The organism is Pseudomonas sp. B10(2017) (genome assembly GCF_002113295.1).
Taxonomy (GTDB): domain Bacteria; phylum Pseudomonadota; class Gammaproteobacteria; order Pseudomonadales; family Pseudomonadaceae; genus Aquipseudomonas; species Aquipseudomonas pudica.
The window spans coordinates 85198-109946 of sequence record NZ_NEJU01000020.1 but is presented as its reverse complement, the minus strand read 5'-3'; the positions used below and the strand labels follow the sequence as shown (position 1 = coordinate 109946).

Here is a 24749-nt window from a genome sequence, read left to right as displayed (position 1 = left end):
CCTCCCGCCCGCCCGCAACCGGGCCAAAGCAAGGGCCAGGGCCACCTGCGCATCATCGCCGGCGAATGGCGCAGCCGCCGTCTGGCGGTGCCGGACGGCGAAGGCCTGCGGCCAACGCCCGACCGCGTGCGCGAAACCCTGTTCAACTGGCTGGCGCCCTATATCGAGGGCGCCCGCGTGCTGGACGCCTTTACCGGTAGCGGCGCCCTGGTGCTCGAAGCCCTGTCCCGCGGGGCCGAGGACGCCGTCGCGCTGGACAGCAACCCGGCGGCCATCGCCAACCTGAAGAACAACCTCGAGATCCTGCGCTGCCCGCGCGGGCAAATCCTGCAGACCGACGCCCTGCGCTATCTGCAAGGCCCGGCCAAGCACCAGTTCGACGTGGTATTCCTCGACCCGCCGTTCCACCAGAACCTGCTGGCCGAAACCTGCAACCTGCTGGAACAGAACCAGTGGCTGCGCGAACAGGCGTGGATCTATACCGAAAGCGAGGCGGCACCATCGGCTTTGCAGTTGCCGGGCAACTGGCGCCTGCATCGCGAGAAGAAGACCGGCCAGGTGCATTACGCACTTTGGCAACGGGGTTGACCCTGTAACCCTGGGCTGCCGTATTTAGTTACCACAAACCTGCCACCTTCATGGCTGAAGCTGCTCCTCCGATTCCTGCAGGAGCACTTCAACCATGACCAACCACCACGCCCCACCCGCGCCGGCAGGCTCGGTACACACCTTTACCCTCGCCAACGGCCTGCGCGTCTACCTGCGTGAAGACAACCGCGCACCGCTGGTCAGCGTACAGCTTTGGTACCACGTAGGCTCCAGCTACGAGCCCGAAGGCCACACCGGGCTGTCCCATGCCCTGGAGCATCTGCTGTTCGAAGGCAGCAGCAAACTGGCTCCTGGCCAGTATTCCGCCCTCATGAGCCACTTGGGCGGTGACCCGAATGCCTATACCTACGCCGATGCAACGGTCTTTCCGCTGACATTGCCTCGCAACCGCCTGGAGATTGCACTGGAGGCCATGGCCGACGTCATGGCCAGTGCCACCCTGAGCGACGTGCCTTTTGCCCGTGAGTTGGCTGTCGTCATGGCCGAGCGACGCGAGGATATCGACAACAGCCCCTTGGCACTGGCACTTGAACATCACCAGTTGCTGGCCTATGGCGACAGCGGCTATGGCCCTCCAGTGACCGGGCACAAGGCCGACCTCGGCCATATGACCCCGGCGGCGGCGCGCACTTGGTACCAGACCTGGTACCACCCCAACAATGCCACGCTCGCCGTGGCCGGTGACATCGCGCTGGCCCAGCTACAAAAGCTGGTGACACGGCACTTTGCAGCGATCCCCGCCAACCGCCTGCCAACATGGCAAATACCAACAATGCCCTCAGGGCAGGTTCGGCGCAGCCAGACCCTGCGCTGGCATGGCCTATACACCGGCGTGGTCGTCAGCTTCAACCTTCCCAGCCAATGCACTGCGCGCTCGAGTTCACAAGCCTACGCGCTGCGCCTACTGCCGGAGATCCTTGCTGAAGGCCACGCCAGTACGCTACAGCGCCTGTTGGTGGTAGACGCTCCGCTACTGCAAGGCCTGAGAGCGACCTATGAGCCTTGGCAGCGCGGTGACAGCCTGCTGACCCTCTACGCGTTCTGCAGCCCACAAGTTACACCGGAGGCTGCCGCAGAAAGGTTGATGCTGGAAATCGAAGCGTTCCGCCAGTCGGCCCCCTCCAAGGAAGACCTTGAACGCGCCAAGGCTCGCCTGCTGGCCAGGCAGCTGTTCGAAAGGGACGACATCGGCAAACAGGCAGAGGCCATCGGCAAACAGGCCGCCTGCGGCCTGGACCCTGTTGCCCTGGACGATGAGCGGCAAGCCATCGAAGCCGTGACAGCCGAGCAGGTAGGTCTGGTTGCGTTGGAGTTCCTGACTGAAGCCCGTGCGGCCATCACCTTCATGCACCACAAGGAGAGCACCGATGAATGACATGATCGAGCGCACGCCGCAGCAGGCTGCTGCCAACGGAAACTACAGTGGCTTGGTCTCGGCCCGGGGTGTTGACCTGGACCAGCTCGAACCCCTTCGGACACAGGTGCAGACGTGGACCACGAAGGCAGGCACAGGCGTGAAGTTCGTCGAAACCCGCGGGTTGCCTATCGTCGATGTGGTTTTACGGTTCAAGGCCGGCACGACCCAGGACTTCTTGCAACCCGGCCTGGCAGCTTTGACGCTGTACATGCTTGACGAGGGCAGCCGGCGCTATACCGGTGCCCAGCAGGCGGAGCGCATGGAGCGCCTGGGCGCGATCATGGAAAAGCAGATACGCCTGGAGCACGCAACACTGAGCCTGCGCAGCTTGAGCACGAAAACGATACTCGAGCCGGCCTTGGAAGTGTTTACCGACCTCGTGGCACAGCCTGCTTTCCCCGCGCCGGCACTGGAGAAGATCAAGCGTCAGCTCGTGCAGCACAACGCTTCACGTGAACGGCGCCCCAGCCTCCGGGCGCGCAGCGAGGCGTTTCGACATTTGTTCAAAGGCCATCCCTATGGCAACCCGCTGGGCAGCACCATCCAAGGTGTGGACGCCGTCAGCCCTGGGGACTTGCGGGCATTCCACCAACGCGCCTACAGCGCCAGCAACCTGGAAATGGTGCTTGTCGGAGACCTGGCTCTGAGCGAGGCCCAAGCCATCGCGCAACAGATCAGCCAGACGTTGCCGCAAGGCTGGTCCGCCGTCGACCTGCCAGCCGTCCCGGCAGCGACACCCACAACCATCAACGTCGAACAGCCCGGGGCCAGCAGTGCTGTGCTGGTGGCACTGCCTATGAACGTCCCCGCCAATGACCCGGAATTCCAAGCCTTGGTCTTGGCCAGTGAAGTGCTGGGTTCAGGCCTCGAATCGCGTCTGATGGTGGAACTGCGCCAACGTCGCGGGCTGACCTACGGCATCTACAGCCATGCCTCGCCGTTGAGTTCCGGTGGGTTGTTCACCATCGAGTGGGAGGTCGCGCCACGCTACGTGCAAGCCACGCAAGAACTGGTAACAGCCGTGCTGCGCGATTTCATCGAGCACGGGCCAACCCAGGCCGAACTAAAGTTGGCACGCAAACAGCTGGCTGGGCAGTTGCTGCGTGGCATCGCGCAGAACAACAGCCTCGCAGCATTGCTTACGGAGATCACCCGGCAACACCAACCAGAGGACCATCTGAACGGCTACATCGAACGCATCGAAAGGCTGAGCCCGGCGGATATTCGTGCGGTAATGCAACGCCGGCTTGACCTGAACTACAAGGTGTTGGTCAGTGTCGGCCCACGTGTCGTCCAGCAGCAACTGCCAGCCACCGACCAATAGCGCAGGTACAGTGGCGCTGTTTCATGGCACTCTAGGCAGGCACATCACGAGTTGCCCAGCATGCCCAGCACCAGCGCCACATTCCGCCCGGCCATCGGCCTGTCCAACCCCCACCTGCAAACCCTGTGGGGGCCACTGTGGCGCAAGCTGCCTGAATTGCAGCGCAACCGCGAGCGGCTTTGGCTGGCCGATGGCGACTTCATCGACCTGGACTGGCTCGGCCCGCACCAACCCCACGCGCCATTGGTGATGGTGCTGCACGGCTTGACCGGCTCGTCCCACTCGCCCTACGTCAAAGGCTTGCAGCAAGCGCTGCAAGGCCGCGGCTGGGCCAGCGTGGCGGTGAACTGGCGCGGTTGCTCGGGCGAGCCCAACCTGCTGCCACGCAGCTACCATTCCGGCGCCAGCGAAGACCTGGCCGAAATCGTCAGCCACCTGCGCGCCCAGCGCCCGTTGGCGCCGTTGTATGCGGTGGGTTATTCGCTGGGGGGCAATGTGCTACTGAAATACCTGGGCGAAAGCGGTGTCGCCAGCCAGTTGCAGGCTGCGGTGGCGGTGTCGGTGCCGTTTCGCCTGGACCACTGCGCCGACCGCATCGGCCAAGGCTTTTCAAAGGTGTACCAGGCGCATTTCATGCGCGAGATGCTGGCTTATGTGCAGCTCAAACAGCGGCACTTCCATGACAAGGGCCAGCATGAACGGCTGGCGACGCTGCAACGGCTGGGGCCGCTGGGCGGCCTGCGCACGTTCTGGGATTTTGACGGCAAGGTCACCGCACCACTGAACGGTTTTCGTGATGCGCACGACTACTACCGCCGCTCATCGAGCCATTTCTTCCTCGGCCAGAACCGCACGCCGACGCTGATCATCCACTCCAGCGATGACCCTTTCGTCTCCGGCCACAGCCTGCCCGCGCCCCGCGAACTGGCACCGCAGACCCGCTTCGAACTGCACAGTCGCGGCGGCCATGTGGGCTTTGTCGATGGCAGCCTGCGCAACCCGGGGTATTACCTGGAGCGGCGGATTCCACAGTGGTTGGTGGAGGGCCAGTAGGAACTGCGGTTTTCATTGGCAGTACCGGCCTCATCGCCGGCATGCTTACTCGCCAGTAGCTATGCCATGCTGCGGATCGTTGATCCACTCGCTCCACGACCCGGCATACAGCTTGCCCAGCGGATACCCGGCCAACGCCAGGGCAAACAGGTTATGACACGCCGTCACCCCTGACCCACAATACGCCACCAACTGCTCCGGCGCCCGCCCGGCCAGCATTTCGGCAAAGCGCTGTTTTAGCTGGTCCGGCGGCAGAAAACGCCCATCAGCCCCCAGGTTGTCGGTGAACGCCGCGCACTGCGCCCCGGGAATATGCCCCGCCACCGGGTCGATCGGCTCCACTTCACCACGGAAACGCGGCAAGGCACGCGCATCGATCAAGGTCAGGTCTGCGTTTCCCAAGCGCTTGCCCAGGTGCTCGGCATCGATCAGCAGCTTGCCGTCCGGCTCACCGTTGAAGGTGCCTTCCCGCTTGAGCGGCGGGTCCAGGCTGAGCGGCAGGTGCGCCGCATGCCAGGCCTTCAGGCCACCGTCAAGGATCGCCACGCCGCTGCGCTTGCCCAGCCAGGCCAGCAGCCACCAGGCTCGGGCGGCAAAAGCGCCAGGGCCGTCGTCGTACAGCACCACCTCGCTGTCATCGTCCAGGCCCCACTCACGCAGGCGCTCGACCAACCGGCGCGCATCCGGCAATGGGTGACGCCCGGTGCGTCCCTTGCTCACAGGCCCGCTGAGGTCACGCTCCAGGTCGGCAAAATGCGCCCCGGCAATATGCCCCTGGGCATAGCTGCGTTGGCCATAGTCCACATCCTCGAGGGCAAAGCGGCAGTCGAGGATCACCAACTTGGGCGAGCCCAGACGCTCGGCCAACTGCTGCGGGGTGATCAATTGCGCAAGGGGCATGACAATCTCCTGATCGATAGCACTATCGATAGCACTGAGGCCCTGGGTTAGTGCTCCAGGGCCTGGTTGAACGGTACATGGAATTCCTGGCACAGGGCGTCCACGGCATTGCGGGCGTTTTCGGTGACGAAGCCGAGCTCCAGCACAAGTACCTGGTAGACGCCGCGCTTGAAGGCTTCTTCACCCAGGTGCGCGGAATGCTCACGCGTGGTGCTGAGAAAACGTACCCAGGACGTCAACACGATCCAGGCATTGATGGTCAGCGATTCGATCTGCGCCGGTGCCATGGCCAGGATGCCTGCCTCGACAAAGCCGCGGTAGATCGCCTGGCCCTGGCGCAGGCAGCGCTCGGAAAAACGCCGATAACGGGCGGCCAGCTCCGGGTCGCTGTCCAGCAGGTGCTCCAGGTCGCGGTGCAGAAAACGGTAGTTCCACATCGCCGCCAGCAGGGCCTTGAGGTAGAAGCGCTTGTCCTCCACGGTCGCCGCGCGGCCTTGCGGCGGGCGCAGGAAGCTGTCCACCAGTTCTTCGTACTGGCTGAACAGCAAAGCGATGATCGCCTGCTTGTTGGGGAAGTGGTAATACAGGTTGCCGGGCGAAATTTCCATGTGCGCGGCAATGTGATTGGTACTGACGCTGCGTTCGCCCTGCTGGTTGAACAGCTCGAGGCTGTTCTGCACGATGCGCTCTCGGGTCTTCATGCGCGGGGCCATGCTCAGCTCCCAGTCTGCGGGCCTTCATCAAAGGGTCATCTTACGGCGTATTGGCGGTGAAATGCACCGCTCGACAACGCGGAAAAATTCGCACCATCGTACAAATTAGAGTATAGGCTCTAGTGATTCCCTGCCCGGACTCGAAGCCGCCATGAACTCGCCCAGTGCCTTGCCCCCTGTGCAATCCGACCTCGACCTTGCGGCGACGTTCGCCACCCAGCGCCAGGCCTTTGCCGGCAACCCCTTGCCAGCGGCGGCGCAGCGGCGCCAATGGCTGAAAAGCCTGCGGGAAGCCTTGCTGGCCGGCCAAGCCGAACTGATCGAGGCAATCGGCCAGGACTTTGAGGGGCGCAGCGCCGACGAGACCCTGCTGGCCGAGGTGCTGCCCTCGGTGCAAGGCCTGCGCCACGCCGAAAAGCACCTGCAGCGCTGGATGCGCGCCAGCCGGCGCAAAGTCGGCCTGGCCTTCCAGCCGGCCAGCGCGCAGGTGCACTACCAACCCCTGGGGGTGGTCGGCATCATCGTGCCGTGGAACTACCCGCTGTTCCTTGCCATCGGCCCGCTGACCTGTGCCCTGGCCGCCGGCAACCGGGTCATGCTCAAGCTCAGCGAAGCCACGCCTGCCACTGGTCTGGCGCTCAAGCAACTGCTGGAGCAGGTGTTCCCCACCGATCTGGTCAGCGTGGTACTCGGCGAGGTCGAGGTAGGCCAGGCCTTTGCCCGCCTGCCGTTCGATCACCTGCTGTTCACCGGCGCCACCAGCGTGGGGCGCCAGGTAATGCTGGCTGCGGCGCATAACCTGACCCCCGTCACCCTGGAGCTGGGTGGCAAGTCGCCAGCCATCGTCTCGGCCGACGTACCGCTGGACAGCGCCGCCGAACGCATCGCCTTCGGCAAGACCCTCAACGCCGGCCAGACCTGCGTCGCCCCTGACTACGTGCTGGTGCCACGCGAGCGCCTGGAGTCCTTCAGCGACGCTTACCAGCGTGCCGTACGCCGGCTGTACCCGCGCATTACCGACAACCCCGACTACACCGCCATCATCAACCAGCGCCAGCTGCAGCGCTTGCAGCATCTACTGGACGATGCCCACGCCAAAGGTGCGCAGGTACTCGACCTGTACCCCGGTGAAACCCGCCAGGGTCGGCGCCTGCCACCCCACCTCCTACTGGGGGTGAACGACGGCATGCAGGTGATGCAAGAAGAAATCTTCGGCCCGCTACTGCCGCTGGTGCCCTACGACAGCCTCGAGCAGGCACTGGCATACATCAACCAGCGCCCGCGCCCGCTGGCTCTGTACTACTTCGGCTATGACCGCGCCGCCCAGGAGCAGGTGCTGCGCCACACCCACTCCGGCGGAGTGTGCCTGAACGACACCCTGCTGCACGTGGCCCAGGATGACTTGCCGTTCGGCGGCATCGGCCCCTCAGGCATGGGCCATTACCATGGTCATGACGGCTTCCTGACCTTCAGCAAGGCCAAGGCGGTGCTGGCCAAGCAACGCTTCAACGCTGCCCGCCTGATCTACCCACCTTATGGCAAAGCCTTGCAGCGCTTGCTCTTCAAGCTTTTCATCCGCTGAGGGCCGGCCCATGCACCGCCGCGAACTGCTGCGCTTCAGCCTTGGCGCCAGCGTCTTTCTGGCGGGTACCAGCCTGGTCGGCTGCAGCGCACAGACAGCCGCAACGGGTTACCAGGTACTGCGCGACGACGACCTGCCGCTGCTGCGCGCGCTGATCCCGGTGGTACTGGCCGGCACCCAGGCCGCCGAGACACTAGTGCTGTATAGCCTCGACCACAAGCTGGCGGCGCTGTCACCAGAAATGCTCAAACTCACCCGGCAGTTGTTAGACGTCCTCAACCTACCGCTCACCCGCGGCCCCTTGACCGGTGTCTGGGGCGCCTGGGAGCAAGCCAGCGCCGCGCAGATCACAGCCTTCCTGCAACGTTGGCAGGACAGCTCGCTGAACCTGCTGCGCATGGGCCACGCCTCGCTGCTGCAGTTGCTGCAGATGGCCTGGTACGAACGCCCCGAATCCTGGGCCGCCTGCGGCTACCCAGGGCCACCGAAAATCTGAAAACAACAAGAGCAGCGCCAATGCCTGTACCCGACCCGTTTCGCCAAGGCCTGGAAAGCGGCTGGATCACCCATGACGCCTCGCGCCTGGAGCACGACCTCACGCTGGAGACCGACGTTGCCGTGATCGGCAGCGGTGCCGGTGGCGCTACCAGCGCGCAAATGCTCAGCACTGCCGGCCTCAAGGTGCTGCTGATCGAAGAAGGCCCGCTGAAGACCAGCAGCGATTTCCACCTGCTGGAAAACGAAGCCTATGCCAGCCTGTACCAGGAAGGCCTGGGCCGCATGAGCAAGGACGGTGCCATCACCATCCTGCAGGGCCGCGCCGTGGGCGGCACCACGCTGGTCAACTGGACCTCCAGCTTTCGCACGCCGCCACAGACCCTGGCGCATTGGGCCGCAGTCCACAACGTGAGCGGGCTGGGCGAGGAGCAAATGCGCCCCTGGTTCGAGCGCATCGAGCAGGAACTGGGCATCACCCCCTGGGCCCTGCCACCGAACGCCAACAACGACGTGCTGCGCCGTGGCTGCGAACAGCTGGGTTACCGCTGGGCGGTGATCCCGCGCAACGTGCGCGGCTGCTGGAACCTGGGCTACTGCGGCATGGGTTGCCCGGTGAATGCCAAGCAGTCGATGCTGGTAACGCGTATTCCCGCCACCCTCGAACAGGGCGGCGAGCTGCTGTACCTGGCTCGGGCCGAGCGCTTCGAACACAACGGCGAGCGCGTCCAGGGCCTGTCATGCCAGGCCCTGGATAGCCAGGGCATACATGCCACAGGTCGGCAGGTCCGCGTTCGCGCGCGTCACTACATCCTTGCCGGTGGCGGCATCAACAGCCCGGCCCTGCTGCTGCGTTCCGACGCGCCCGACCCCCATGGCCGCCTGGGCAAGCGTACCTTCCTGCACCTGGTCAACTTCAGTGCAGCACGCTTCAACGACCGTATCGACCCCTACTATGGCGCCCCGCAGTCCATCTACAGCGACCATTTCCAATGGCAAGGCGGCAGCGACGGCCCGGTTGGCTACAAGCTGGAAGTACCACCGCTGCACCCGGCCCTGGCCAGCACCCTGCTGGGCGGGCACGGCCACGAGAATGCCCGGCGCATGGCCGAACTGCCACATACCCACGTGATGCTGGCGCTGCTGCGTGACGGCTTCCACCCACAAAGCCAGGGCGGGGCCGTGGAGCTGCGCGGCGATGGCTCACCGGTGCTCGATTACCCGGTCACCGACTACCTGCGCGACGGCCTGCGCCGCGCCTACCGCAGCATGGCGCAGATCCAGTTCGCCGCCGGCGCCACCCAGGTCACCCCCCTGCACAGCGATGCCAGCGCCGCGTCCAGCCTGGAGCAGGCCTTGGCCATGATCGACAAATTGCGCCTGGAGCCGTTCCGCACGCGCCTGGGCAGTGCTCACGTGATGGGTGGCTGCGCCCTCGGCGACGAGCCGAGCCAGGCGGTATGCGACAGCCTTGGCCGCCATCACCAGCTGGAAAACCTGTCGGTTCACGACGGTTCGCTGTTCCCCACCAGCATCGGCGCCAACCCGCAACTGTCGGTATATGCCATCAGCGCCAGGCTCACCGAAGCGCTGGTAGCCCGCCTGGCACACAGCGCATGACAAGGAACAGGCCCCCTGTCTATAGTGCCATCAGCCGGCCGCATGACTTGGCCGGAGCGCCGTCGCTGCGCTACCATCCGACTCCCCAACGCACTCCAGCCAGGATGACGCGATGAACCGAGTGTTGTACCCGGGTACTTTCGACCCCATTACCAAAGGCCATGGCGATCTGGTCGAGCGCGCCTCGCGGCTATTCGACCACGTTATCATCGCGGTGGCGGCCAGCCCCAAGAAAAACCCGCTGTTCCCGCTGGAACAACGGGTGGAGCTCGCCCGTGAGGTCACCAAGCACCTGCCCAATGTCCAAGTCATCGGCTTCTCCTCGCTGCTGGCGCATTTCGCCAAGGAACAGGGCGCCAACGTCTTCCTGCGTGGTCTGCGTGCGGTGTCCGACTTCGAGTACGAGTTCCAACTGGCGAACATGAACCGGCAACTGGCCCCCGATGTCGAGAGCCTGTTCCTCACGCCTTCGGAGCGCTATTCGTTCATTTCCTCGACCCTGGTCCGGGAAATTGCCGCGCTGGGCGGTGATATCAGCAAGTTCGTCCACCCGGTGGTGGCCGAGGCGCTGACCGAACGCTTCAAGAAATGACCTTTAACGGCTGATCATCGCGCCCGCGTGCACTGCGGGCGCGAATGCGGCACAATTGTGCCCACTGCGTTGAACATGCCCGGGCGCAGAGCCCCGGCCGGAGTCCCCATGTCCCTGATCATCACCGACGATTGCATCAACTGCGACGTCTGCGAACCCGAGTGCCCGAACGAGGCCATCTCTCAAGGCGAAGAGATCTACGTGATCGACCCTAACCTGTGCACCCAGTGCGTGGGCCATTACGACGAGCCGCAATGCCAGCAGGTCTGCCCGGTCGACTGCATCCCGCTGGATGAAGCGCACCCGGAAACCGAAGAAGAGCTTATGGCCAAGTACCGCCGGATTACTGGCAAAGCCTGATATCAGGCTAGCCCTCATCGCCGGCAAGCCAGCCTCCACAGAGAAATCATCGCCCTCGAGGGCTTTGCAGTACATGTGGGAGCTGGCTTGCCGGCGATCGGGCCCCAAGCCTCAGCGCTGGCAGCGCGGGCAATACACACTCGCCCTCTGCCCCAGCTTCACTTCGCGCAACTCCGTGCCGCACACCTTGCACGGCTGCCCGCCCCGCCCGTAAACGAACAATTCCTGCTGGAAGTACCCCGGCTGCCCGTCGCCACCGATGAAGTCGCGCAAGGTCGTGCCGCCCTGCTCGATGGCCGCCGCCAGCACGCGCTTGATCTCGATCGCCAGCTTCAGATAGCGCGTGCGGGAAATCCCGCCCGCTTCTCGACGAGGGTCGATGCCGGCGGCAAACAGCGCCTCGGTGGCGTAGATGTTGCCCACCCCCACCACGACCGCGTTGTCCATGATGAACGGCTTGACCGCCATCGACCGCCCACGGGACAGCTGGAACAGCCGCTCGCCGTCGAACAGGTCGGTCAGCGGTTCCGGCCCAAGGCGCAGCAGCAGTTCGTGGTTTAGCGGGTCCAGGCTCCACAACATCGCGCCAAAGCGGCGCGGGTCGGTGTAGCGCAGCATCAACCCCGACTCCAGCTCGATATCCACATGTTCATGTTTGGCCGCAGGCAAACCCAGCTGGACCAGGCGCAGGTTGCCCGACATGCCCAGGTGACTGATCAGGGTGCCGACCTCGGCATTGATCAACAGATACTTGGCACGCCGCTCGACACTGACGATGCGCTGCCCCGACAGTCGCACATCCAGGTCTTCCGGAATCGGCCAGCGCAGACGCCGATCACGCACCACCACCCGGCTGACGCGCTGGCCTTCCAGATGGGGCGCAATACCGCGCCGGGTGGTTTCTACTTCTGGCAATTCCGGCATGTGTCAGTGCCCACCCATCTCGCGAATGTTCTGCTTGAGGTTTTCGAAGTCGTATTCCGACAAGCCAATGTAATCGAGCACCAGCGGGCCGACCACATTCCATTCGTGGTCCACGACCTGGTTGCCCAGCACCCGGTGCGATGCGCAGATGTGCTCGGCCATCTTCAGCACCGCCAGCAGGTTTTTCAGCTGGTTCTGCGTATTGCGCGAACTCTCGTCGCGGAACACCGCCAGGGCGTTGTGGTGGTTGGCAATGGCCGCGCTGAGGTGCTCGGGCAAGCGCCAGGACTTGGCCGTGAAATAGCCGACCACAGAATGATTGGTGTTGAACGCGAGGTTTTCGGTGTCGACCACGCGGGTTTCCGCGTCGGCCTTGGCATAGGCCTCTTCCAGTACGTCCATGTAGTCCGGGAAGCGCTTGAGCATCAGCGGCACGCCACAGTCATGGAACAGGCCCAAGGTGTAGGCCTCGTCCGCCGCCTGGACGCCGGTGCGCTTGGCCAGGGTCAGGCAGGTCATCGCCACGTCCTGGGCGGTGTCCCAGAAGCGGTTGAGGGTAACGATGGTCTCGTCGGTCATCTCACCCTTGATCGACTGGGCGTTGATCAGGTTGATGATAGAACGGCTGCCCAGCAGGTTCACCGCGCGCTGAATCGAACCGATCTTGTTGGAAAGGCCGAAATGCGGGGAATTGACCAGCTTTAGCAAGGCGCCCGAGAGGCCCGGGTCCTGGGAAATCAGCTTGGCGATGGTTTCCAGGTCCGGGTCAGGCATGTACTGCTCGAACTGCAGGTCCACCATGATCTGCGGTTGCGGCGGGATGGTGATGCCTTGCAAGGCTTGCTGGATTTGTTCGGCGCTGAGTTCTTGGGACATACGTACACACTCGTTTAGGACCGACGATTCTAACCCTCCAGACCGGAAAGGGACCAACCACTGAATCGTTGGGCCGGAACTTTACTTTATCCATCCGGGCCTCTTGCTCATATTCATCAAAGAAAGGAGCAAGGCCCATGAGTGCAGAACTGAACGGCAAGCGAGTGGCTTTCCTGGTCACTGACGGCTTCGAGCAAGTGGAACTGACAGGCCCTCGAGAAGCCCTGGAACAGAGCGGCGCGGTGGTGGACATCCTCAGCGACAAGGAAGGCACCGTACGCGGCTGGAACCACGACCAGCCGGCCGACGCATTCGCCGTTGACGCCACCTTCGAAAGCGCCCACCTGGACCTCTACGATGCCCTGGTCCTGCCCGGCGGCGTGCAAAACTCTGACACGATTCGCTTGATCCCCGCCGCGCAGAAACTGGTGAAAAGCCACGATTCGGCTGGCAAGCCGCTGGCCGTGATCTGCCACGGTGGCTGGTTGCTGGTGTCGTGCGGGTTGGTCAAGGGCAAGAGGCTGACCAGCTACAAGACCCTGCAGGACGACATCCGCAACGCCGGTGGAGACTGGGTAGATGAAGAAGTGGTAGTCGATGGCAACCTGATTACCAGCCGCCAACCCGACGACATTCCGGCGTTCAACCGGCAACTGATCAAGGCATTGGCAGCCTGACTACCGCTCGACGGCATCACATGCTCCTGCGAGGGACGTATGGCCAGGCAGCAGGCTATAATCCCGCTCTTTTTTCCGGAGCGACGTCATGTCCCTGCCCAGCCTACGCCTCAAAGCCAATGCCGACCGCCGCCTGCGCGCCGGCCACCTGTGGGTCTACAGCAATGAAGTCGACGTCAGCGCGACCCCGCTGCAAGGCCTCCAGGCCGGCCAGCAGGCTGTTCTCGAGGCGGCCAACGGCAAGCCGCTGGGTATCGTCGCACTGAGCCCTAACAACCTGATCTGCGCCCGCCTGCTGTCGCGCGACGCCAAATTGCCGCTGGACAAATCGCTGCTGGTGCATCGCCTGAACGTCGCCCTGTCGCTGCGCCAGCGCCTGTTCGACCAACCGTGCTACCGCCTGGTCTATGGTGACTCCGACCTGTTGCCAGGCCTGGTGGTCGACCGCTTCTTCGACATCCTCGTGGTGCAATTGGCTTCGGCAACGATGGAAGCGCACAAGGACGACGTGATTGCAGCCCTGGTACAGGTGCTCAAGCCAAGCGGCATCCTGTTCAAGAACGACTCCTCCGCGCGTGATGCCGAAGGCCTGCAGCGCTATGTCGAGACCGTCTATGGCGAAGTACCGGACTGGGTGCCGCTGGAAGAAAACGGCGTCAAGTTCGAAGCCCCGGTACGCGAAGGCCAGAAGACCGGCTGGTTCTACGACCACCGCATGAACCGTGCACGCCTGGCGCCGTACGTGAAAGGCAAGCGTGTGCTCGACCTGTTCAGCTACATCGGTGGCTGGGGCGTGCAGGCCGGTGCCTTCGGCGCCAGCGAAGTATTCTGCGTCGACGCCTCAGGCTTTGCCCTGGACGGCGTGGAGCGTAACGCCGCGCTGAACGGCATCAGCGAGAAGCTGACCTGCATCGAAGGCGATGTGTTCGAGGCCCTGCGCGAACTGAAGGCCGCCGAAGAGCGCTTCGACGTTATCATTGCCGACCCACCCGCCTTCATCAAGCGCAAGAAAGACCTGAAGAACGGCGAAGCGGCCTACCGCCGCCTGAACGAGCAGGCCATGCGCATGCTTACCAAGGACGGCATCCTGGTCAGCGCCTCGTGCTCGATGCACCTGCCTGAGGACGACCTGCACAACATCCTGCTGACCAGCGCCCGTCACCTGGACCGCAACCTGCAGTTGCTCGAGCGCGGCGGCCAGGGCCCGGACCACCCGGTGCACCCGGCTATCGCCGAAACCCGCTACATCAAGAGCATCACCTGCCGGTTGCTGCCAAATAGCTGACCGATGACAGCCGGGGGCTTCATGCCCCCGCTTCACATCATATCTGCAATACCTGGGCGCAATCCCGAAATACACCAGCCCCCGCCGCATCGGCAATCCAAATGAAGCAACTCTCGCGGGGGCAAGCCTATCATTTTTGCCAGTAGCCACCTTTTAAAAATTCGAGTGTACTCCCGTCGCGCAATTGATGCTTATCACCGTTGATGTTTCCTATATCCATCGATAAAGGTGGCGACATGACTAGCAAGCCATACCCCCGAGCACTGCAAGCTGCGAAAATTGAAGGAGCGACCGCCGAGAACTTCGTTCCACTTGAAGCCCTGCGCAAAGGTATCGACATTGTCATCCCATGGAGTGATGACTTTAGAGCCGGAGGAACTATCAAATTACACCTGTCGGGTGGTGGCTCAGGCACCTTTCACGAATTGGATATTGATAAATTTCCCCCGGAGCAGGATCTGCGTGACTCTTTCCAACCCGAAGAAATAAGAGACCTCTGGGATAGCAAAGTCGAACTTTACTATTTCGATCAGAATTTGAACAGAAGCCCAATTTCCACTTACAGCTTCGCAGCAGAACTCTACCGCCCACGGGTCCCAGGCATCATCGATAACGAAGGATTACCGTGGTCCCAAGCGGCACAGGGTTTCACAATCAACATCCCTGCTTACGAAGGAGCGTCCGCCGGGGAGCTGATCCGCTTATTCCTGATAGGCCAGCACCCCAATTCAAGCTTCATCCTTGAAACCGAGGTTATCGAGACAGGTGAGCAGACAGTTTTCTTCATAAATGAAACAATATCCTCGGCACTAAGCGGAGGCATGGTGTATCTGCATTACCACGTCATCAACACCACCATAGAAAGAAGCAGTCGCCCACTCTCCTTCATGATGGGAAGCCTAGTAGCAGCCCCCATCGCAAAATACGTCTTGTGGGCCGGAGGCGATATGCCTTTCGTCTTAAACCCCATTGACGAACCGAAGGGAAAGTATCCTTTCATCACAAATTTCGGCCTCTCGCTGGAAAGAGATGATGAAGTCTTCTTCCTGGTACTGGACGACAGATCCTGGCAGAATGAAGTCATTGTGCAGAAAATTAGCACTCCCACGCTATCCGCAGACTTCCTGGCATCCAAACCTATTATTGATAACTTTAACAATTCGGTCTTCCTGATCGCGACCTTACTACGTCGCCATGGCAAAGTCCTCGCCTCAAACAGCAACTTGGTGAATTTTCCAGAAGATTCCACTAAACAGCGTCCGGCAGCTGGACCGCAAGCTGCAATTGCTCAACCGCGTTAGCCAGGGTCCAGCTCCCGCGAAGATTACCAAGGCTGACCGGGGCGGCCTGTGGGCGCTATAGGCCCGCAGGCCGATTAAGCCACCACCAGCTACCGCAAACCACCGTCCAGACACATCTCCATTCCCTCGCCGCGCCAGCGGTGTAGAATCGGCCTATTCATCGCCAGTCATCCCCGGCGGGTTTATGAGCTCTGCCCAAGCACGCGGCGATCCCGCGCGGTCTTCGGCCCCATCCGTGCCAGTGGCAACCGGCCTGCGGTACAAAGGACAAGAGAAGCTCACTCCCCTTTTTGTTACCTGATTAAGCCGCCAGGAGTGTTTCATGCCTGATTATCGTTCCAAGACTTCCACCCAAGGCCGCAACATGGCCGGCGCCCGTGCCCTTTGGCGCGCCACCGGGATGAAGGACGAAGATTTCAAGAAACCGATCATCGCCATCGCCAACTCGTTCACCCAGTTCGTCCCGGGCCACGTGCACCTGAAGGACCTGGGCCAGCTGGTCGCCCGCGAAATCGAACGCGCCGGTGGCGTGGCCAAGGAATTCAACACCATCGCGGTCGATGACGGCATCGCCATGGGCCACGACGGCATGCTGTACTCGCTGCCAAGCCGCGAGATCATCGCCGACGCCGTGGAGTACATGGTCAACGCCCACTGCGCCGACGCCATCGTGTGCATCTCCAACTGCGACAAGATCACCCCCGGCATGCTGATGGCCGCCCTGCGCCTGAACATCCCGGTAATCTTCGTCTCTGGTGGCCCGATGGAAGCCGGCAAGACCAAGCTGGCAAGCCACGGCTTGGACCTGGTCGATGCCATGGTCATTGCCGCAGACTCCTCGGCTTCCGACGAAAAAGTCGCCGAATACGAGCGCAGCGCCTGCCCGACCTGCGGTTCGTGCTCCGGCATGTTCACCGCCAACTCGATGAACTGCCTGACCGAAGCCCTGGGCCTGGCCCTGCCGGGCAACGGTTCGACCCTGGCCACCCACGCCGACCGCGAACAGCTGTTCCTCACCGCCGGCCGCACCATCGTCGATCTGTGCAAGCGTTACTACGGCGAGAACGATGAGTCGGTACTGCCGCGCAACATCGCCAACTTCAAGGCGTTCGAGAACGCCATGATGCTCGACATCGCCATGGGCGGCTCGACCAACACCATCCTGCACCTGCTGGCCGCCGCCCAGGAAGCCGAGGTGGCGTTCGACCTGCGCGATATCGACCGCCTGTCGCGCAAGGTGCCGCAGCTGTGCAAGGTTGCGCCGAACATCCAGAAATATCACATGGAAGACGTGCACCGTGCCGGCGGCATTTTCAGCATCCTCGGCTCGCTGGCCCGTGGCGGCCTGCTGCACACCGACCTGCCGACCGTGCACAGCCGCAGCATGGAAGAAGCCATCGCCAAATGGGACATCACCCAGACCGATGACGAAGCTGTGCACACCTTCTTCAAGGCCGGCCCTGCCGGCATCCCGACCCAGACCGCGTTCAGCCAGTCGACCCGCTGGCCGAGCCTGGACCTGGACCGTGCCGAAGGCTGCATCCGCAGTGTCGAGCACGCCTATTCGCAGGAAGGCGGCCTGGCCGTGCTGTACGGCAACATCGCGCTGGACGGCTGCGTGGTGAAAACCGCCGGTGTCGACGAGTCGATCCTGGTGTTCGAAGGCACCGCGAAGATCTTCGAGAGCCAGGACAGCGCCGTACGCGGCATCCTCGCCGACGAAGTGAAGGCCGGCGACATCGTGATCATCCGCTACGAAGGCCCGAAAGGTGGCCCGGGCATGCAGGAAATGCTGTACCCGACCTCGTACCTGAAGTCCAAGGGCCTGGGCAAGGCTTGCGCCCTGCTCACCGACGGCCGCTTCTCGGGCGGCACATCGGGCCTGTCGATCGGCCACGCCTCGCCGGAAGCCGCCGCTGGCGGCGCTATCGGCCTGGTGCGCGACGGCGACAAGGTGCTGATCGACATCCCGAATCGTTCGATCAACCTGCAGGTCAGCGATGAAGAACTGGCTGAGCGCCGTATCGAGCAGGACAAGAAGGGCTGGAAACCGGCTGAAGTACGCCCACGCAAGGTGACCACCGCGCTGAAGGCCTATGCTTTGCTGGCGACCAGTGCCGACAAGGGCGCGGTGCGTAACAAGGCGATGCTGGAAGGGCTGTAAGGCTCTGACGGTATGAATGAAGAACCGGCGCCCTGGGCGCCGGTTTTTTTATGCCTGTGATTAGTGTGCTGCTCGTACTGGCTTGCCGGCGATAGGACCAGTACAGGCGAAACACCAACTACTGAATCTGCTCCGGCGTCACGATCACCCAGTTCTTGTCCGCCGTCACCGGCAGCCCTTCCTTGGCCTGCGCCGCTGCATTCCTGGCAATCATCCCGTTCATCTGGTCCATGTACTTGGCCTTGCGGTTTATCCACAGGTGGATGCCACCTTTGCCCACATCCACCCCATGAAACTGCATGTAGCCGTCGCTGGTCGGCGTATCGCCCCCCACCAGCACCGGTTTCTTCCACTCATCGATATAGGTCAGGATCGCCGCCTGCTTGCCTGCCATCCAGGTGGCCGGGGTCCACAGGTACGGAGTCAGCTCCAGCCCCACGTTGGCCTTGGCATCATAGTGCCCGGCGCTGATCTGCTTGCGCGCCGTGGTCAACTGGCCGCTGGCGCGGTCCTTCAGCAGCAAGCTCACGCCAATCACATTCTGCGGCTTCACGTTGTAGCCGTACTTGGGGTCCGACGCGACCATGCGCACCAGCTCCTCGGAAGCAGCGGAAACCACATAGACCTCGATACCGTTCTCCATCAGCTTGTTGTACAGCTCGGCCTGGCCCTTGAAGACCTTGGGCGGCTGTACCTCGATGGCCTTGACCTGGTCCCCTTCGTAATAAGTGGCCGGGATCGGTTTTCCGGAGGCCATCAGCTCATCCACCTGCACCTTCAGCTCCTGCAGGGTAAAGCCGGAGAACACCTGGGCCACCCACGGGTAGCAGACCATGTCGTCCACTTCGCACAGCCGGTAGTAGTAGCTGAACAGGCTTTCCTTGTGCTCGGCGGTGTCCTTGAACGGCATCAGCTTCAACGAGGGGTCGAGCTTGTCGCGGCTCAGCAGGCCCTTGTTTTCCATGAACGGCAGCAAGGCCTCTTCAAGGTCGTAGCGGTAGCTGGTGTTGTCCATGTCGAAGACAGCGTAGTTACCCTTGTTGGCATTGGCGGCAATCATGCCGTCGAGCTGCCTGGCCGCCTCGGCGGGCCAGTGCTTGAGCTCGGTGGCGAAGGTTTCGATACTGAACAGCAGGGACAGGCCGATGGCGACGGCTCTCGGAGCGAACTTCATGTACGAATCTCCTGAAATGACCCAGAAACGCTAGTGCAACAATCCCCGCCGGCAGCCCTTGATAACGACCTCAACGCAGCTGCAAACGCCGTGTTCATTGCAATCCGCGACACGCCGTTATTCCATAAACGACTATGCACATTCCATTTGGGTATAAATTCGTTTGTTTTCAGCCTGTTAGCATTTCCGTTCGCAATCGCTCACAGAGGCGATGCCAATTCTGCTTTTTTCTGCTGGAGCTTCAATGAACCTGCCACTGTCCCTTAACCTGCTGGCGTTCCTGGCCCTGTTGCTGGGCCTGGCACAAACCCGCCGCACCGACTGGAGCCTGGCCAGAAAAGTATTGCTGGGCCTGGTGCTGGGCGTGGTGTTCGGCCTGATACTGCATACCATCTATGGTGCTGGCCACCCCGTGCTCAAGGCCACCATCGCCTGGCTCGACCTGGTCGGCAACGGCTACGTCGGCCTGTTGCAGATGATCGTCATGCCGCTGATCTTCGCCTCGATCCTCAGTGCCGTGGCGCGCCTGCAAAATGCCTCGTCGCTGGGCCGCATCAGCGTGCTGAGCATTGGTACCCTGCTGCTGACCACCGCCATCGCCGCGTTGATCGGCATCGTCCTGACCAACCTGTTCGGCCTGAGCGCCGAAGGCCTGGTGGCCGGCGCGCAGGAAAGCGCGCGCATGCAGGTTATCCACAGCGACTACGCCGGCAAGGTTGCCGACCTCAACATCCCGCAACTGCTGCTGTCGTTCATCCCCAGCAACCCGGTAGGTGACCTGGCACGGGCCAAGCCGACCTCGATCATCAGCGTGGTTATCTTTGCCGTCTTCCTCGGCCTGGCCGCGCTGCAGCTGATCAAGGACGATGCCGAGAAAGGCGAACGCGCGCTGTCGGCTATCGACACCCTGCAGGCCTGGGTGATGCGCCTGGTGCGGGTGGTGATGAAGCTGACCCCGTATGGCGTGCTTGCACTGATGACCAAGGTGGTGGCCAGCTCGAACATGGAAGACATCCTCAAGCTGGGCAGCTTCGTGGTGGTGTCGTACTTGGGCCTGGCGCTAATGTTCGTGGTGCACGGCGTTATCCTGGCCGCTACCGGCGTGAGCCCGCTGCGCTTCTTCCGCAAGGTGTGGCCGGTGCTGACCTTCGCCTTCACCAGCCGCTCCAGTGCCGCCAGCATTCCGCTTAACATCGAAGCGCAAACCCGCCGCCTGGGCGTACCGCCGTCGATTGCCAGCTTCAGCGCATCGTTCGGTACCACCATTGGCCAGAACGGCTGCGCCGGCCTCTATCCCGCCATGTTGGCGGTGATGGTGGCGCCGGCGGTGGGCATCGATACCTTCGACCCGCTGTGGATCGCCACCCTGGTGGCCATCGTCACCTTGAGTTCGGCAGGTGTTGCCGGCGTAGGTGGCGGTGCGACTTTCGCCGCGCTGATTGTGCTGCCGGCCATGGGCTTGCCGGTGGAGCTGGTGGCGTTGCTGATTTCGGTGGAGCCGCTGATCGACATGGGCCGTACGGCGCTGAATGTGAACGGTTCGATGACCGCAGGGGTGGTGACCAGCCAACTGCTGAAAGAGACCGACAAGGATGTGCTGGCTGGCGATGAACATGCCGAGCTGAGCCATTCCTGACGGATTGCCGGAGCTGCCTTGCAGCCCCGGCAATCTCAAACCTTGTCCCAGACCTCGAAATGATACCCAGGCTTGCCTTCCTCAGCCTGCGCCTCGCTCGACACCAGTTTCCACTGCCCCCGATCAAACTCAGGGAACCAGGCATCCCCCTCCGGCGACAACTCGACCCGCGTCAGGTACATGCGGCTGACCAGCCCTTTCTCCAGCGCCTGCCCATACAGCTGCGCCCCGCCAATCAGCATCAGCTCATCGACACCGGCCTCGCGCGCCCACTGCTCGGCCCGCACCAGCGCCTCTTCCAGCGAGCCAAACACCTCGGCCCCCGCCAGTTCCAGCCCTGCCTGCCGGCTGACGACGATATTCAACCGCCCGGGCAACGGCCTGCCCAGCGAGTCCCAGGTCTTGCGCCCCATGATGATCGGCTTGCCCAGGGTAGTGGCCTTGAAGTACTTGAAGTCCCCCGGCAAATGCCAGGGCATGGAGTTGTCGATGCCGATCACGTGGTTCTCGGCGTGAGCCGCGATCAGGCTGAGGGGGAGTGATGTATTCATGCCAGCGAGGATAGCACCGGGCGTGTGGGTTATGCTTCTGCCCTGACCTGTGCAATGGAAGACCTTGTGACCGCACCGACTTCACTGGACAAGCGCTGGCTCACCGAAGCGGTACGCCTGCGCGAGGAACATGCCGGCCCCCTGGAGGACCAGGAGGCCAACCGCCGCGCCCGCCAGGCAGGCGGTGACCTGGCGGCCCGCATCGAAACCCGTGCCCTGTTCCTGGCCGAACGCGACGGCATCACCACCGCCCTGGGCCGCTGGAAACAGGGCGCACGCCTGGCGCTGCTGGCCTTGCTGGTGCTGGCCTTGCTCAGCGGCGCGGGGTTGGGGCTGGCCGCCCTGGGCGATGGGCAGCGCCCGGTTAATGTGTTCTGGGCACTGGGCAGCCTGCTTGGGTTGAACCTGTTGATGCTGCTGGGCTGGGCCATCGGCTTTGCCCTGAGCGGTGAGCACGGCGCAGGGCTGGGCCGCCTTTGGCTGTGGCTGAGCGAACGCTTTGCCCGTGACGCCAAGGCCGCGCACCTGGCACCAGCGCTGCTGGTGCTGCTGCAACGCCAGCGCCTGAACCGCTGGCTGCTCGGCCTGCTGGTACATGGCCTGTGGCTGCTGGCGATGGTCACCGCGCTGGGCATGCTGCTGGCCTTGCTGGCGACCCGGCGCTATGGTTTTGTCTGGGAGACCACCCTGCTCGCTGCCGACCCGTTCATCCACCTGACCCAAGCCTTGGGCGCGCTGCCTTCATTGCTGGGCTTCATGGTACCCGACGAGGCCATGATTCGCGCCAGCGGCGACAGCCAGCCGGCCCTGGACCTGGCGCGCCAGGCCTGGGCCAGCTGGCTGCTTGGCGTGGTGCTGGTGTACGGCCTGCTGCCGCGCCTGCTGTTGGCCGGGCTGTGCCTGTGGCGCTGGCGTCAAGGCCGCCAACGCCTGGCGCTGGACCTCAGCCTGCCCGGCTACGCGCAGCTGCGTGAAGCGCTGATGCCACGCAGCGAACGCATAGGTGTCCAGGATGCCGCGCCCGAAGCCTTGCCGCAGTTTGCCGCTGGCCAGCTGGAAAGCGGCAGCAGCGGTGCCCTGCTGGTCGGCCTGGAGCTGGACGACCAGCACCCCTGGCCGCCCGCCCTACCGAAAAGCGTAACCAGTGCCGGCGTGCTCGACAGCCGCGAATCGCGCAACCACCTGCTCGAACAGCTCAGCCGCTTCCCGCCGGCACGCCTGGCCATCGCTTGCGACCCGCGCCGTTCGCCCGACCGCGGCAGCCTGGCGCTGCTCGCCGAGCTGGCACGCAATGCGGGTGCCACCCGTGTCTGGCTACTGCAGGCAGCACCGGGCGAGGCCCTGGACGCCCAGCGCCTGGGAGACTGGCACGAAGCCCTCGACCGCCTTGGCCTGGCGCATGCCGATACCTCGCCGCTGACCTGGCTGGAGCATGGCCATGACTGAGCCGCTTAAACTGGCCGTGGTCGGCCACACCAACGTCGGCAAGACCTCGCTGCTGCGCACCCTGACCCGTGACGTCGGCTTTGGCGAAGTGTCCCACCGCCCCAGCACCACCCGCCATGTGGAAGGTGCGCGGCTGTCGGTGGACGGCGAACCCTTGCTCGAGCTGTACGATACCCCGGGCCTGGAAGACGCCATCGCCCTGCTCGACTACCTCGAACGCCTGGAGCGCCCGGGCGAGCGGCTGGACGGCCCGGCCCGCCTCGAGCGCTTTCTGCAAGGCAGCGAGGCACGCCAGCGTTTCGAGCAGGAGGCCAAGGTGCTGCGCCAGCTGCTGGCCAGCAATGCCGGCTTGTATGTGATCGACGCCCGTGAACCGGTGCTGGCCAAATACCGCGACGAACTGGAAGTGCTGGCCAGCTGCGGCAAGCCGCTGCTACCGGTGCTCAACTTCGTCGCCAGCCATCAGCACCGCGAGCCGCAATGGCGTGAAGCCCTTGCCAGGCTTGGGCTTCACGCGTTGGTGCGGTTCGACAGCGTGGCCCCGCCAGAGGATGGCGAGCGCCGGTTGTACGAAAGCCTGGCCCTGCTACTTGAAGACGCCCGCCCGGCCCTGCAGCGGCTGATAGACGACCAGCAGGAACAGCGCCTGGCGCGTCGGCACAGCGGCAAGCGCCTGATTGCCGAGCTGCTGCTGGACTGCGCTGCCTGCCGGCGCAGCGTCGAGGCTGAACCGGCTGCCGAAGCCCGGGCCATCGAGGCATTGCGGCAAGAGGTGCGCCAGCGCGAGCAGCGCTGTGTCGAGGCACTGCTCAAGCTGTATGCCTTCCGCCGCGAGGACGCCCATGCCAGCGACCTGCCGTTGCTGGATGGCCGTTGGGGCGATGACCTGTTCAATCCCGAAACCTTGAAGCTGCTGGGCGTGCGCTTGGGCAGTGGTGTGGCCGCTGGTGCTGCGGCGGGTGCCGGGGTGGACCTGCTGGTCGGCGGCCTGACACTGGGGGCTGCCGCCCTGGCCGGAGCGATTGCCGGCGGCGCGCTGCAGACGGCCCGCAACTATGGGTCGCGGTTGATGGGCAAGCTCAAGGGCAAGCGCGAGCTGACGGTGGACGACACGGTGTTGCGCCTGCTGGCCTTGCGTCAGCAGCAGTTGATGGTAGCGCTGGAAAACCGCGGGCATGCGGCGCAGGACAGCATTCGGCTGGGGGAGCTGGATGAGAAGGCCTGGCGGGAGGGCAAGTTGCCGGAGGCGTTGAGCAAGGCACGGGCGCATCCGCAGTGGTCCACCCTGAACCCAGGGGCGAAGCTGAACCAGGCTGAGCGGCAGGAACAGCTGGAGGCTCTGGTTTCACAGTTTTGATTAAGCAGGTCTGGCCTCTTCGCGGGTAAACCCGCTCCCACAGGTATCTCACATTCCTTGAGATGTGCACTATTCCTGTGGGAGCGGGTTCACCCGCGAAGAGGCCCGCACAGGCAGCCCACATCTCAAAGTAATGCCAAAGCCTTCCGCTTCACCCCATCCAGGTTAATCACCGCCACTCCGACCACCTTGGCCCGCTCATCCCACTCCCTCATCCGCAAGCTCACCTCGAACAGCGGATCCCGCTCGAACACATCCGCCTCATCCTCGCTCATCACGCCCCCCTGATACTCCAGGGTCCGCCGGCTCGCCTCACTCAACCGCTGGTAATACCCAGGCTGGCGCAAAGTCAGGTAGCGCTTGGCCTCCACGTGATACTGCACCAGCCGCGCCATGCGTTCGCCGAAGCCACAGCGGCGTAAGTATTCTGCGCCGATGCGTTCATGGCTGACTACGCCATAGCCGCCCATACTGGCGTCACCGCCGCACAGGTGGCCGATGTCGTGGAAGAACGCCGCCAGCACCACTTCGTCGTCGAAGCCTTCGGCCATGGCCAGTTGCGCGGCCTGGGACATGTGTTCGAGCTGGGTGATGGCTTCGCCGATGTAGTCGTCACTGCCGTGGCGTTCGTACAGCGCGAAGGTGCTGTCGATGATCTGGGCTGGGGTGGGCATCACTGTTTATTCCTGGCTG

General features: G+C 63.3%; 23 protein-coding genes. 16 read left to right on the top strand and 7 right to left on the bottom strand.

Going from position 1 to position 24749, the window contains the following annotated elements; all coding sequences use genetic code 11:
- The 4 genes from rsmD to CAF92_RS21425 form a co-directional block, all read left to right on the top strand.
- Window positions 1-588 (top strand): 16S rRNA (guanine(966)-N(2))-methyltransferase RsmD (rsmD, locus tag CAF92_RS21440; RefSeq protein ID WP_085601877.1); only part of this gene is annotated, 588 nt, incomplete at its 5' end.
- 94 nt (window positions 589-682) lie between these two features.
- The gene (locus tag CAF92_RS21435) at window positions 683-1984 is read left to right on the top strand and encodes a pitrilysin family protein (RefSeq protein WP_085601876.1); all 1302 of its coding nucleotides are present in this window, start codon (window positions 683-685) and stop codon (window positions 1982-1984) included.
- A complete protein-coding gene (locus tag CAF92_RS21430; protein WP_371916250.1) occupies window positions 1977-3350 on the top strand; it encodes a M16 family metallopeptidase in 1374 nt (457 codons plus the stop codon). Before CAF92_RS21435 ends, CAF92_RS21430 begins: the two co-directional genes overlap by 8 nt.
- A gap of 60 nt (window positions 3351-3410) precedes the next feature.
- Window positions 3411-4403, top strand: a complete 993-nt coding sequence (locus tag CAF92_RS21425; RefSeq protein ID WP_085601875.1) for a hydrolase — start codon at window positions 3411-3413, stop codon at window positions 4401-4403.
- Between the two features lie 45 nt (window positions 4404-4448).
- Here the strand turns inward: CAF92_RS21425 and CAF92_RS21420 are convergent, their stop codons facing one another.
- The gene (locus CAF92_RS21420) at window positions 4449-5303 is read right to left on the bottom strand and encodes a sulfurtransferase (RefSeq protein ID WP_085601874.1); all 855 of its coding nucleotides are present in this window, start codon (window positions 5301-5303) and stop codon (window positions 4449-4451) included.
- A gap of 47 nt (window positions 5304-5350) precedes the next feature.
- On the bottom strand, window positions 5351-6016 hold the full coding sequence (locus tag CAF92_RS21415; protein WP_085601873.1) for a TetR/AcrR family transcriptional regulator: 666 nt from the start codon (window positions 6014-6016) through the stop codon (window positions 5351-5353).
- A 151-nt stretch (window positions 6017-6167) separates the two neighbouring features.
- Here CAF92_RS21415 and CAF92_RS21410 point away from each other — a divergent pair, with 151 nt between their 5' ends.
- The 5 genes from CAF92_RS21410 (at window position 6168) to CAF92_RS21390 (ending at window position 10665) form a co-directional block, all read left to right on the top strand.
- A complete protein-coding gene (locus tag CAF92_RS21410; protein WP_085601872.1) occupies window positions 6168-7598 on the top strand; it encodes a coniferyl aldehyde dehydrogenase in 1431 nt (476 codons plus the stop codon).
- Window positions 7599-7608: 10 nt separating this feature from the next.
- Window positions 7609-8094, top strand: a complete 486-nt coding sequence (locus CAF92_RS21405; RefSeq protein ID WP_085601871.1) for a twin-arginine translocation pathway signal protein — start codon at window positions 7609-7611, stop codon at window positions 8092-8094.
- Window positions 8095-8114: 20 nt separating this feature from the next.
- Window positions 8115-9713, top strand: coding sequence for a GMC family oxidoreductase (locus tag CAF92_RS21400; protein WP_085601870.1), 1599 nt, complete (start codon window positions 8115-8117; stop codon window positions 9711-9713).
- Window positions 9714-9825: 112 nt separating this feature from the next.
- Window positions 9826-10305: a pantetheine-phosphate adenylyltransferase gene (coaD, locus tag CAF92_RS21395; RefSeq protein ID WP_085601869.1), complete on the top strand. Its 480-nt coding sequence runs from the start codon at window positions 9826-9828 to the stop codon at window positions 10303-10305.
- A gap of 108 nt (window positions 10306-10413) precedes the next feature.
- Entirely contained in the window at window positions 10414-10665 is a 252-nt protein-coding gene (locus CAF92_RS21390; RefSeq protein ID WP_013974644.1) for a YfhL family 4Fe-4S dicluster ferredoxin, read from the top strand.
- A 111-nt stretch (window positions 10666-10776) separates the two neighbouring features.
- Here the strand turns inward: CAF92_RS21390 and mutM are convergent, their stop codons facing one another.
- Complete coding sequence (gene mutM, locus CAF92_RS21385) at window positions 10777-11589, bottom strand: bifunctional DNA-formamidopyrimidine glycosylase/DNA-(apurinic or apyrimidinic site) lyase (protein WP_085601868.1); 813 nt, start codon at window positions 11587-11589, stop codon at window positions 10777-10779.
- 3 nt (window positions 11590-11592) lie between these two features.
- Window positions 11593-12411, bottom strand: a complete 819-nt coding sequence (locus CAF92_RS21380) for an HDOD domain-containing protein (RefSeq protein ID WP_178081817.1) — start codon at window positions 12409-12411, stop codon at window positions 11593-11595.
- 191 nt (window positions 12412-12602) lie between these two features.
- Here CAF92_RS21380 and CAF92_RS21375 point away from each other — a divergent pair, with 191 nt between their 5' ends.
- From CAF92_RS21375 to ilvD, 4 genes are all read left to right on the top strand, one after another.
- Entirely contained in the window at window positions 12603-13142 is a 540-nt protein-coding gene (locus CAF92_RS21375) for a type 1 glutamine amidotransferase domain-containing protein (protein WP_046613564.1), read from the top strand.
- A gap of 88 nt (window positions 13143-13230) precedes the next feature.
- Window positions 13231-14427: a class I SAM-dependent rRNA methyltransferase gene (locus tag CAF92_RS21370; protein WP_085601866.1), complete on the top strand. Its 1197-nt coding sequence runs from the start codon at window positions 13231-13233 to the stop codon at window positions 14425-14427.
- A 236-nt stretch (window positions 14428-14663) separates the two neighbouring features.
- The gene (locus CAF92_RS21365) at window positions 14664-15728 is read left to right on the top strand and encodes a hypothetical protein (RefSeq protein WP_085601865.1); all 1065 of its coding nucleotides are present in this window, start codon (window positions 14664-14666) and stop codon (window positions 15726-15728) included.
- A 322-nt stretch (window positions 15729-16050) separates the two neighbouring features.
- On the top strand, window positions 16051-17892 hold the full coding sequence (ilvD, locus tag CAF92_RS21360) for a dihydroxy-acid dehydratase (RefSeq protein WP_085601864.1): 1842 nt from the start codon (window positions 16051-16053) through the stop codon (window positions 17890-17892).
- Between the two features lie 118 nt (window positions 17893-18010).
- Here the strand turns inward: ilvD and CAF92_RS21355 are convergent, their stop codons facing one another.
- Window positions 18011-19066, bottom strand: a complete 1056-nt coding sequence (locus CAF92_RS21355) for a phosphorylcholine phosphatase (RefSeq protein ID WP_085601863.1) — start codon at window positions 19064-19066, stop codon at window positions 18011-18013.
- A 244-nt stretch (window positions 19067-19310) separates the two neighbouring features.
- On the opposite strand from CAF92_RS21355, the gene CAF92_RS21350 reads away from it, so the two are divergent.
- The gene (locus CAF92_RS21350; RefSeq protein WP_085601862.1) at window positions 19311-20702 is read left to right on the top strand and encodes an L-cystine transporter; all 1392 of its coding nucleotides are present in this window, start codon (window positions 19311-19313) and stop codon (window positions 20700-20702) included.
- Window positions 20703-20737: 35 nt separating this feature from the next.
- On the opposite strand, the gene CAF92_RS21345 is transcribed toward CAF92_RS21350, so the two are convergent.
- Window positions 20738-21253 (bottom strand): dihydrofolate reductase, encoded by a 516-nt coding sequence (locus CAF92_RS21345; protein ID WP_085601861.1) that lies wholly within the window; start codon window positions 21251-21253, stop codon window positions 20738-20740.
- Window positions 21254-21307: 54 nt separating this feature from the next.
- Between CAF92_RS21345 and CAF92_RS21340 the strand changes: the two genes are divergently transcribed.
- Entirely contained in the window at window positions 21308-22699 is a 1392-nt protein-coding gene (locus tag CAF92_RS21340) for a DUF2868 domain-containing protein (protein ID WP_085601860.1), read from the top strand.
- Window positions 22692-24056, top strand: a complete 1365-nt coding sequence (locus tag CAF92_RS21335; RefSeq protein ID WP_085601859.1) for a GTPase/DUF3482 domain-containing protein — start codon at window positions 22692-22694, stop codon at window positions 24054-24056. Before CAF92_RS21340 ends, CAF92_RS21335 begins: the two co-directional genes overlap by 8 nt.
- Window positions 24057-24181: 125 nt before the next feature.
- Here the strand turns inward: CAF92_RS21335 and CAF92_RS21330 are convergent, their stop codons facing one another.
- A complete protein-coding gene (locus tag CAF92_RS21330; RefSeq protein ID WP_085601858.1) occupies window positions 24182-24730 on the bottom strand; it encodes a phosphonate degradation HD-domain oxygenase in 549 nt (182 codons plus the stop codon).
- Window positions 24731-24749: the final 19 nt, after the last annotated feature.

What these genes read in the sequence shown, in the direction of transcription:
- CAF92_RS21435 (WP_085601876.1), top strand. Translation starts at nt 683, where the DNA reads ATGACCAACCACCACGCCCCACCCGCGCCGGCAGGCTCGGTACACACC.
- CAF92_RS21430 (WP_371916250.1), top strand. Translation starts at nt 1,977, where the DNA reads ATGAATGACATGATCGAGCGCACGCCGCAGCAGGCTGCTGCCAACGGA.
- CAF92_RS21425 (WP_085601875.1), top strand. Translation starts at nt 3,411, where the DNA reads ATGCCCAGCACCAGCGCCACATTCCGCCCGGCCATCGGCCTGTCCAAC.
- CAF92_RS21420 (WP_085601874.1), bottom strand. Translation starts at nt 5,303, where the DNA reads ATGCCCCTTGCGCAATTGATCACCCCGCAGCAGTTGGCCGAGCGTCTG.
- CAF92_RS21415 (WP_085601873.1), bottom strand. Translation starts at nt 6,016, where the DNA reads ATGGCCCCGCGCATGAAGACCCGAGAGCGCATCGTGCAGAACAGCCTC.
- CAF92_RS21410 (WP_085601872.1), top strand. Translation starts at nt 6,168, where the DNA reads ATGAACTCGCCCAGTGCCTTGCCCCCTGTGCAATCCGACCTCGACCTT.
- CAF92_RS21405 (WP_085601871.1), top strand. Translation starts at nt 7,609, where the DNA reads ATGCACCGCCGCGAACTGCTGCGCTTCAGCCTTGGCGCCAGCGTCTTT.
- CAF92_RS21400 (WP_085601870.1), top strand. Translation starts at nt 8,115, where the DNA reads ATGCCTGTACCCGACCCGTTTCGCCAAGGCCTGGAAAGCGGCTGGATC.
- coaD (WP_085601869.1), top strand. Translation starts at nt 9,826, where the DNA reads ATGAACCGAGTGTTGTACCCGGGTACTTTCGACCCCATTACCAAAGGC.
- CAF92_RS21390 (WP_013974644.1), top strand. Translation starts at nt 10,414, where the DNA reads ATGTCCCTGATCATCACCGACGATTGCATCAACTGCGACGTCTGCGAA.
- mutM (WP_085601868.1), bottom strand. Translation starts at nt 11,589, where the DNA reads ATGCCGGAATTGCCAGAAGTAGAAACCACCCGGCGCGGTATTGCGCCC.
- CAF92_RS21375 (WP_046613564.1), top strand. Translation starts at nt 12,603, where the DNA reads ATGAGTGCAGAACTGAACGGCAAGCGAGTGGCTTTCCTGGTCACTGAC.
- CAF92_RS21370 (WP_085601866.1), top strand. Translation starts at nt 13,231, where the DNA reads ATGTCCCTGCCCAGCCTACGCCTCAAAGCCAATGCCGACCGCCGCCTG.
- CAF92_RS21365 (WP_085601865.1), top strand. Translation starts at nt 14,664, where the DNA reads ATGACTAGCAAGCCATACCCCCGAGCACTGCAAGCTGCGAAAATTGAA.
- ilvD (WP_085601864.1), top strand. Translation starts at nt 16,051, where the DNA reads ATGCCTGATTATCGTTCCAAGACTTCCACCCAAGGCCGCAACATGGCC.
- CAF92_RS21355 (WP_085601863.1), bottom strand. Translation starts at nt 19,066, where the DNA reads ATGAAGTTCGCTCCGAGAGCCGTCGCCATCGGCCTGTCCCTGCTGTTC.
- CAF92_RS21350 (WP_085601862.1), top strand. Translation starts at nt 19,311, where the DNA reads ATGAACCTGCCACTGTCCCTTAACCTGCTGGCGTTCCTGGCCCTGTTG.
- CAF92_RS21345 (WP_085601861.1), bottom strand. Translation starts at nt 21,253, where the DNA reads ATGAATACATCACTCCCCCTCAGCCTGATCGCGGCTCACGCCGAGAAC.
- CAF92_RS21340 (WP_085601860.1), top strand. Translation starts at nt 21,308, where the DNA reads ATGGAAGACCTTGTGACCGCACCGACTTCACTGGACAAGCGCTGGCTC.
- CAF92_RS21335 (WP_085601859.1), top strand. Translation starts at nt 22,692, where the DNA reads ATGACTGAGCCGCTTAAACTGGCCGTGGTCGGCCACACCAACGTCGGC.
- CAF92_RS21330 (WP_085601858.1), bottom strand. Translation starts at nt 24,730, where the DNA reads ATGCCCACCCCAGCCCAGATCATCGACAGCACCTTCGCGCTGTACGAA.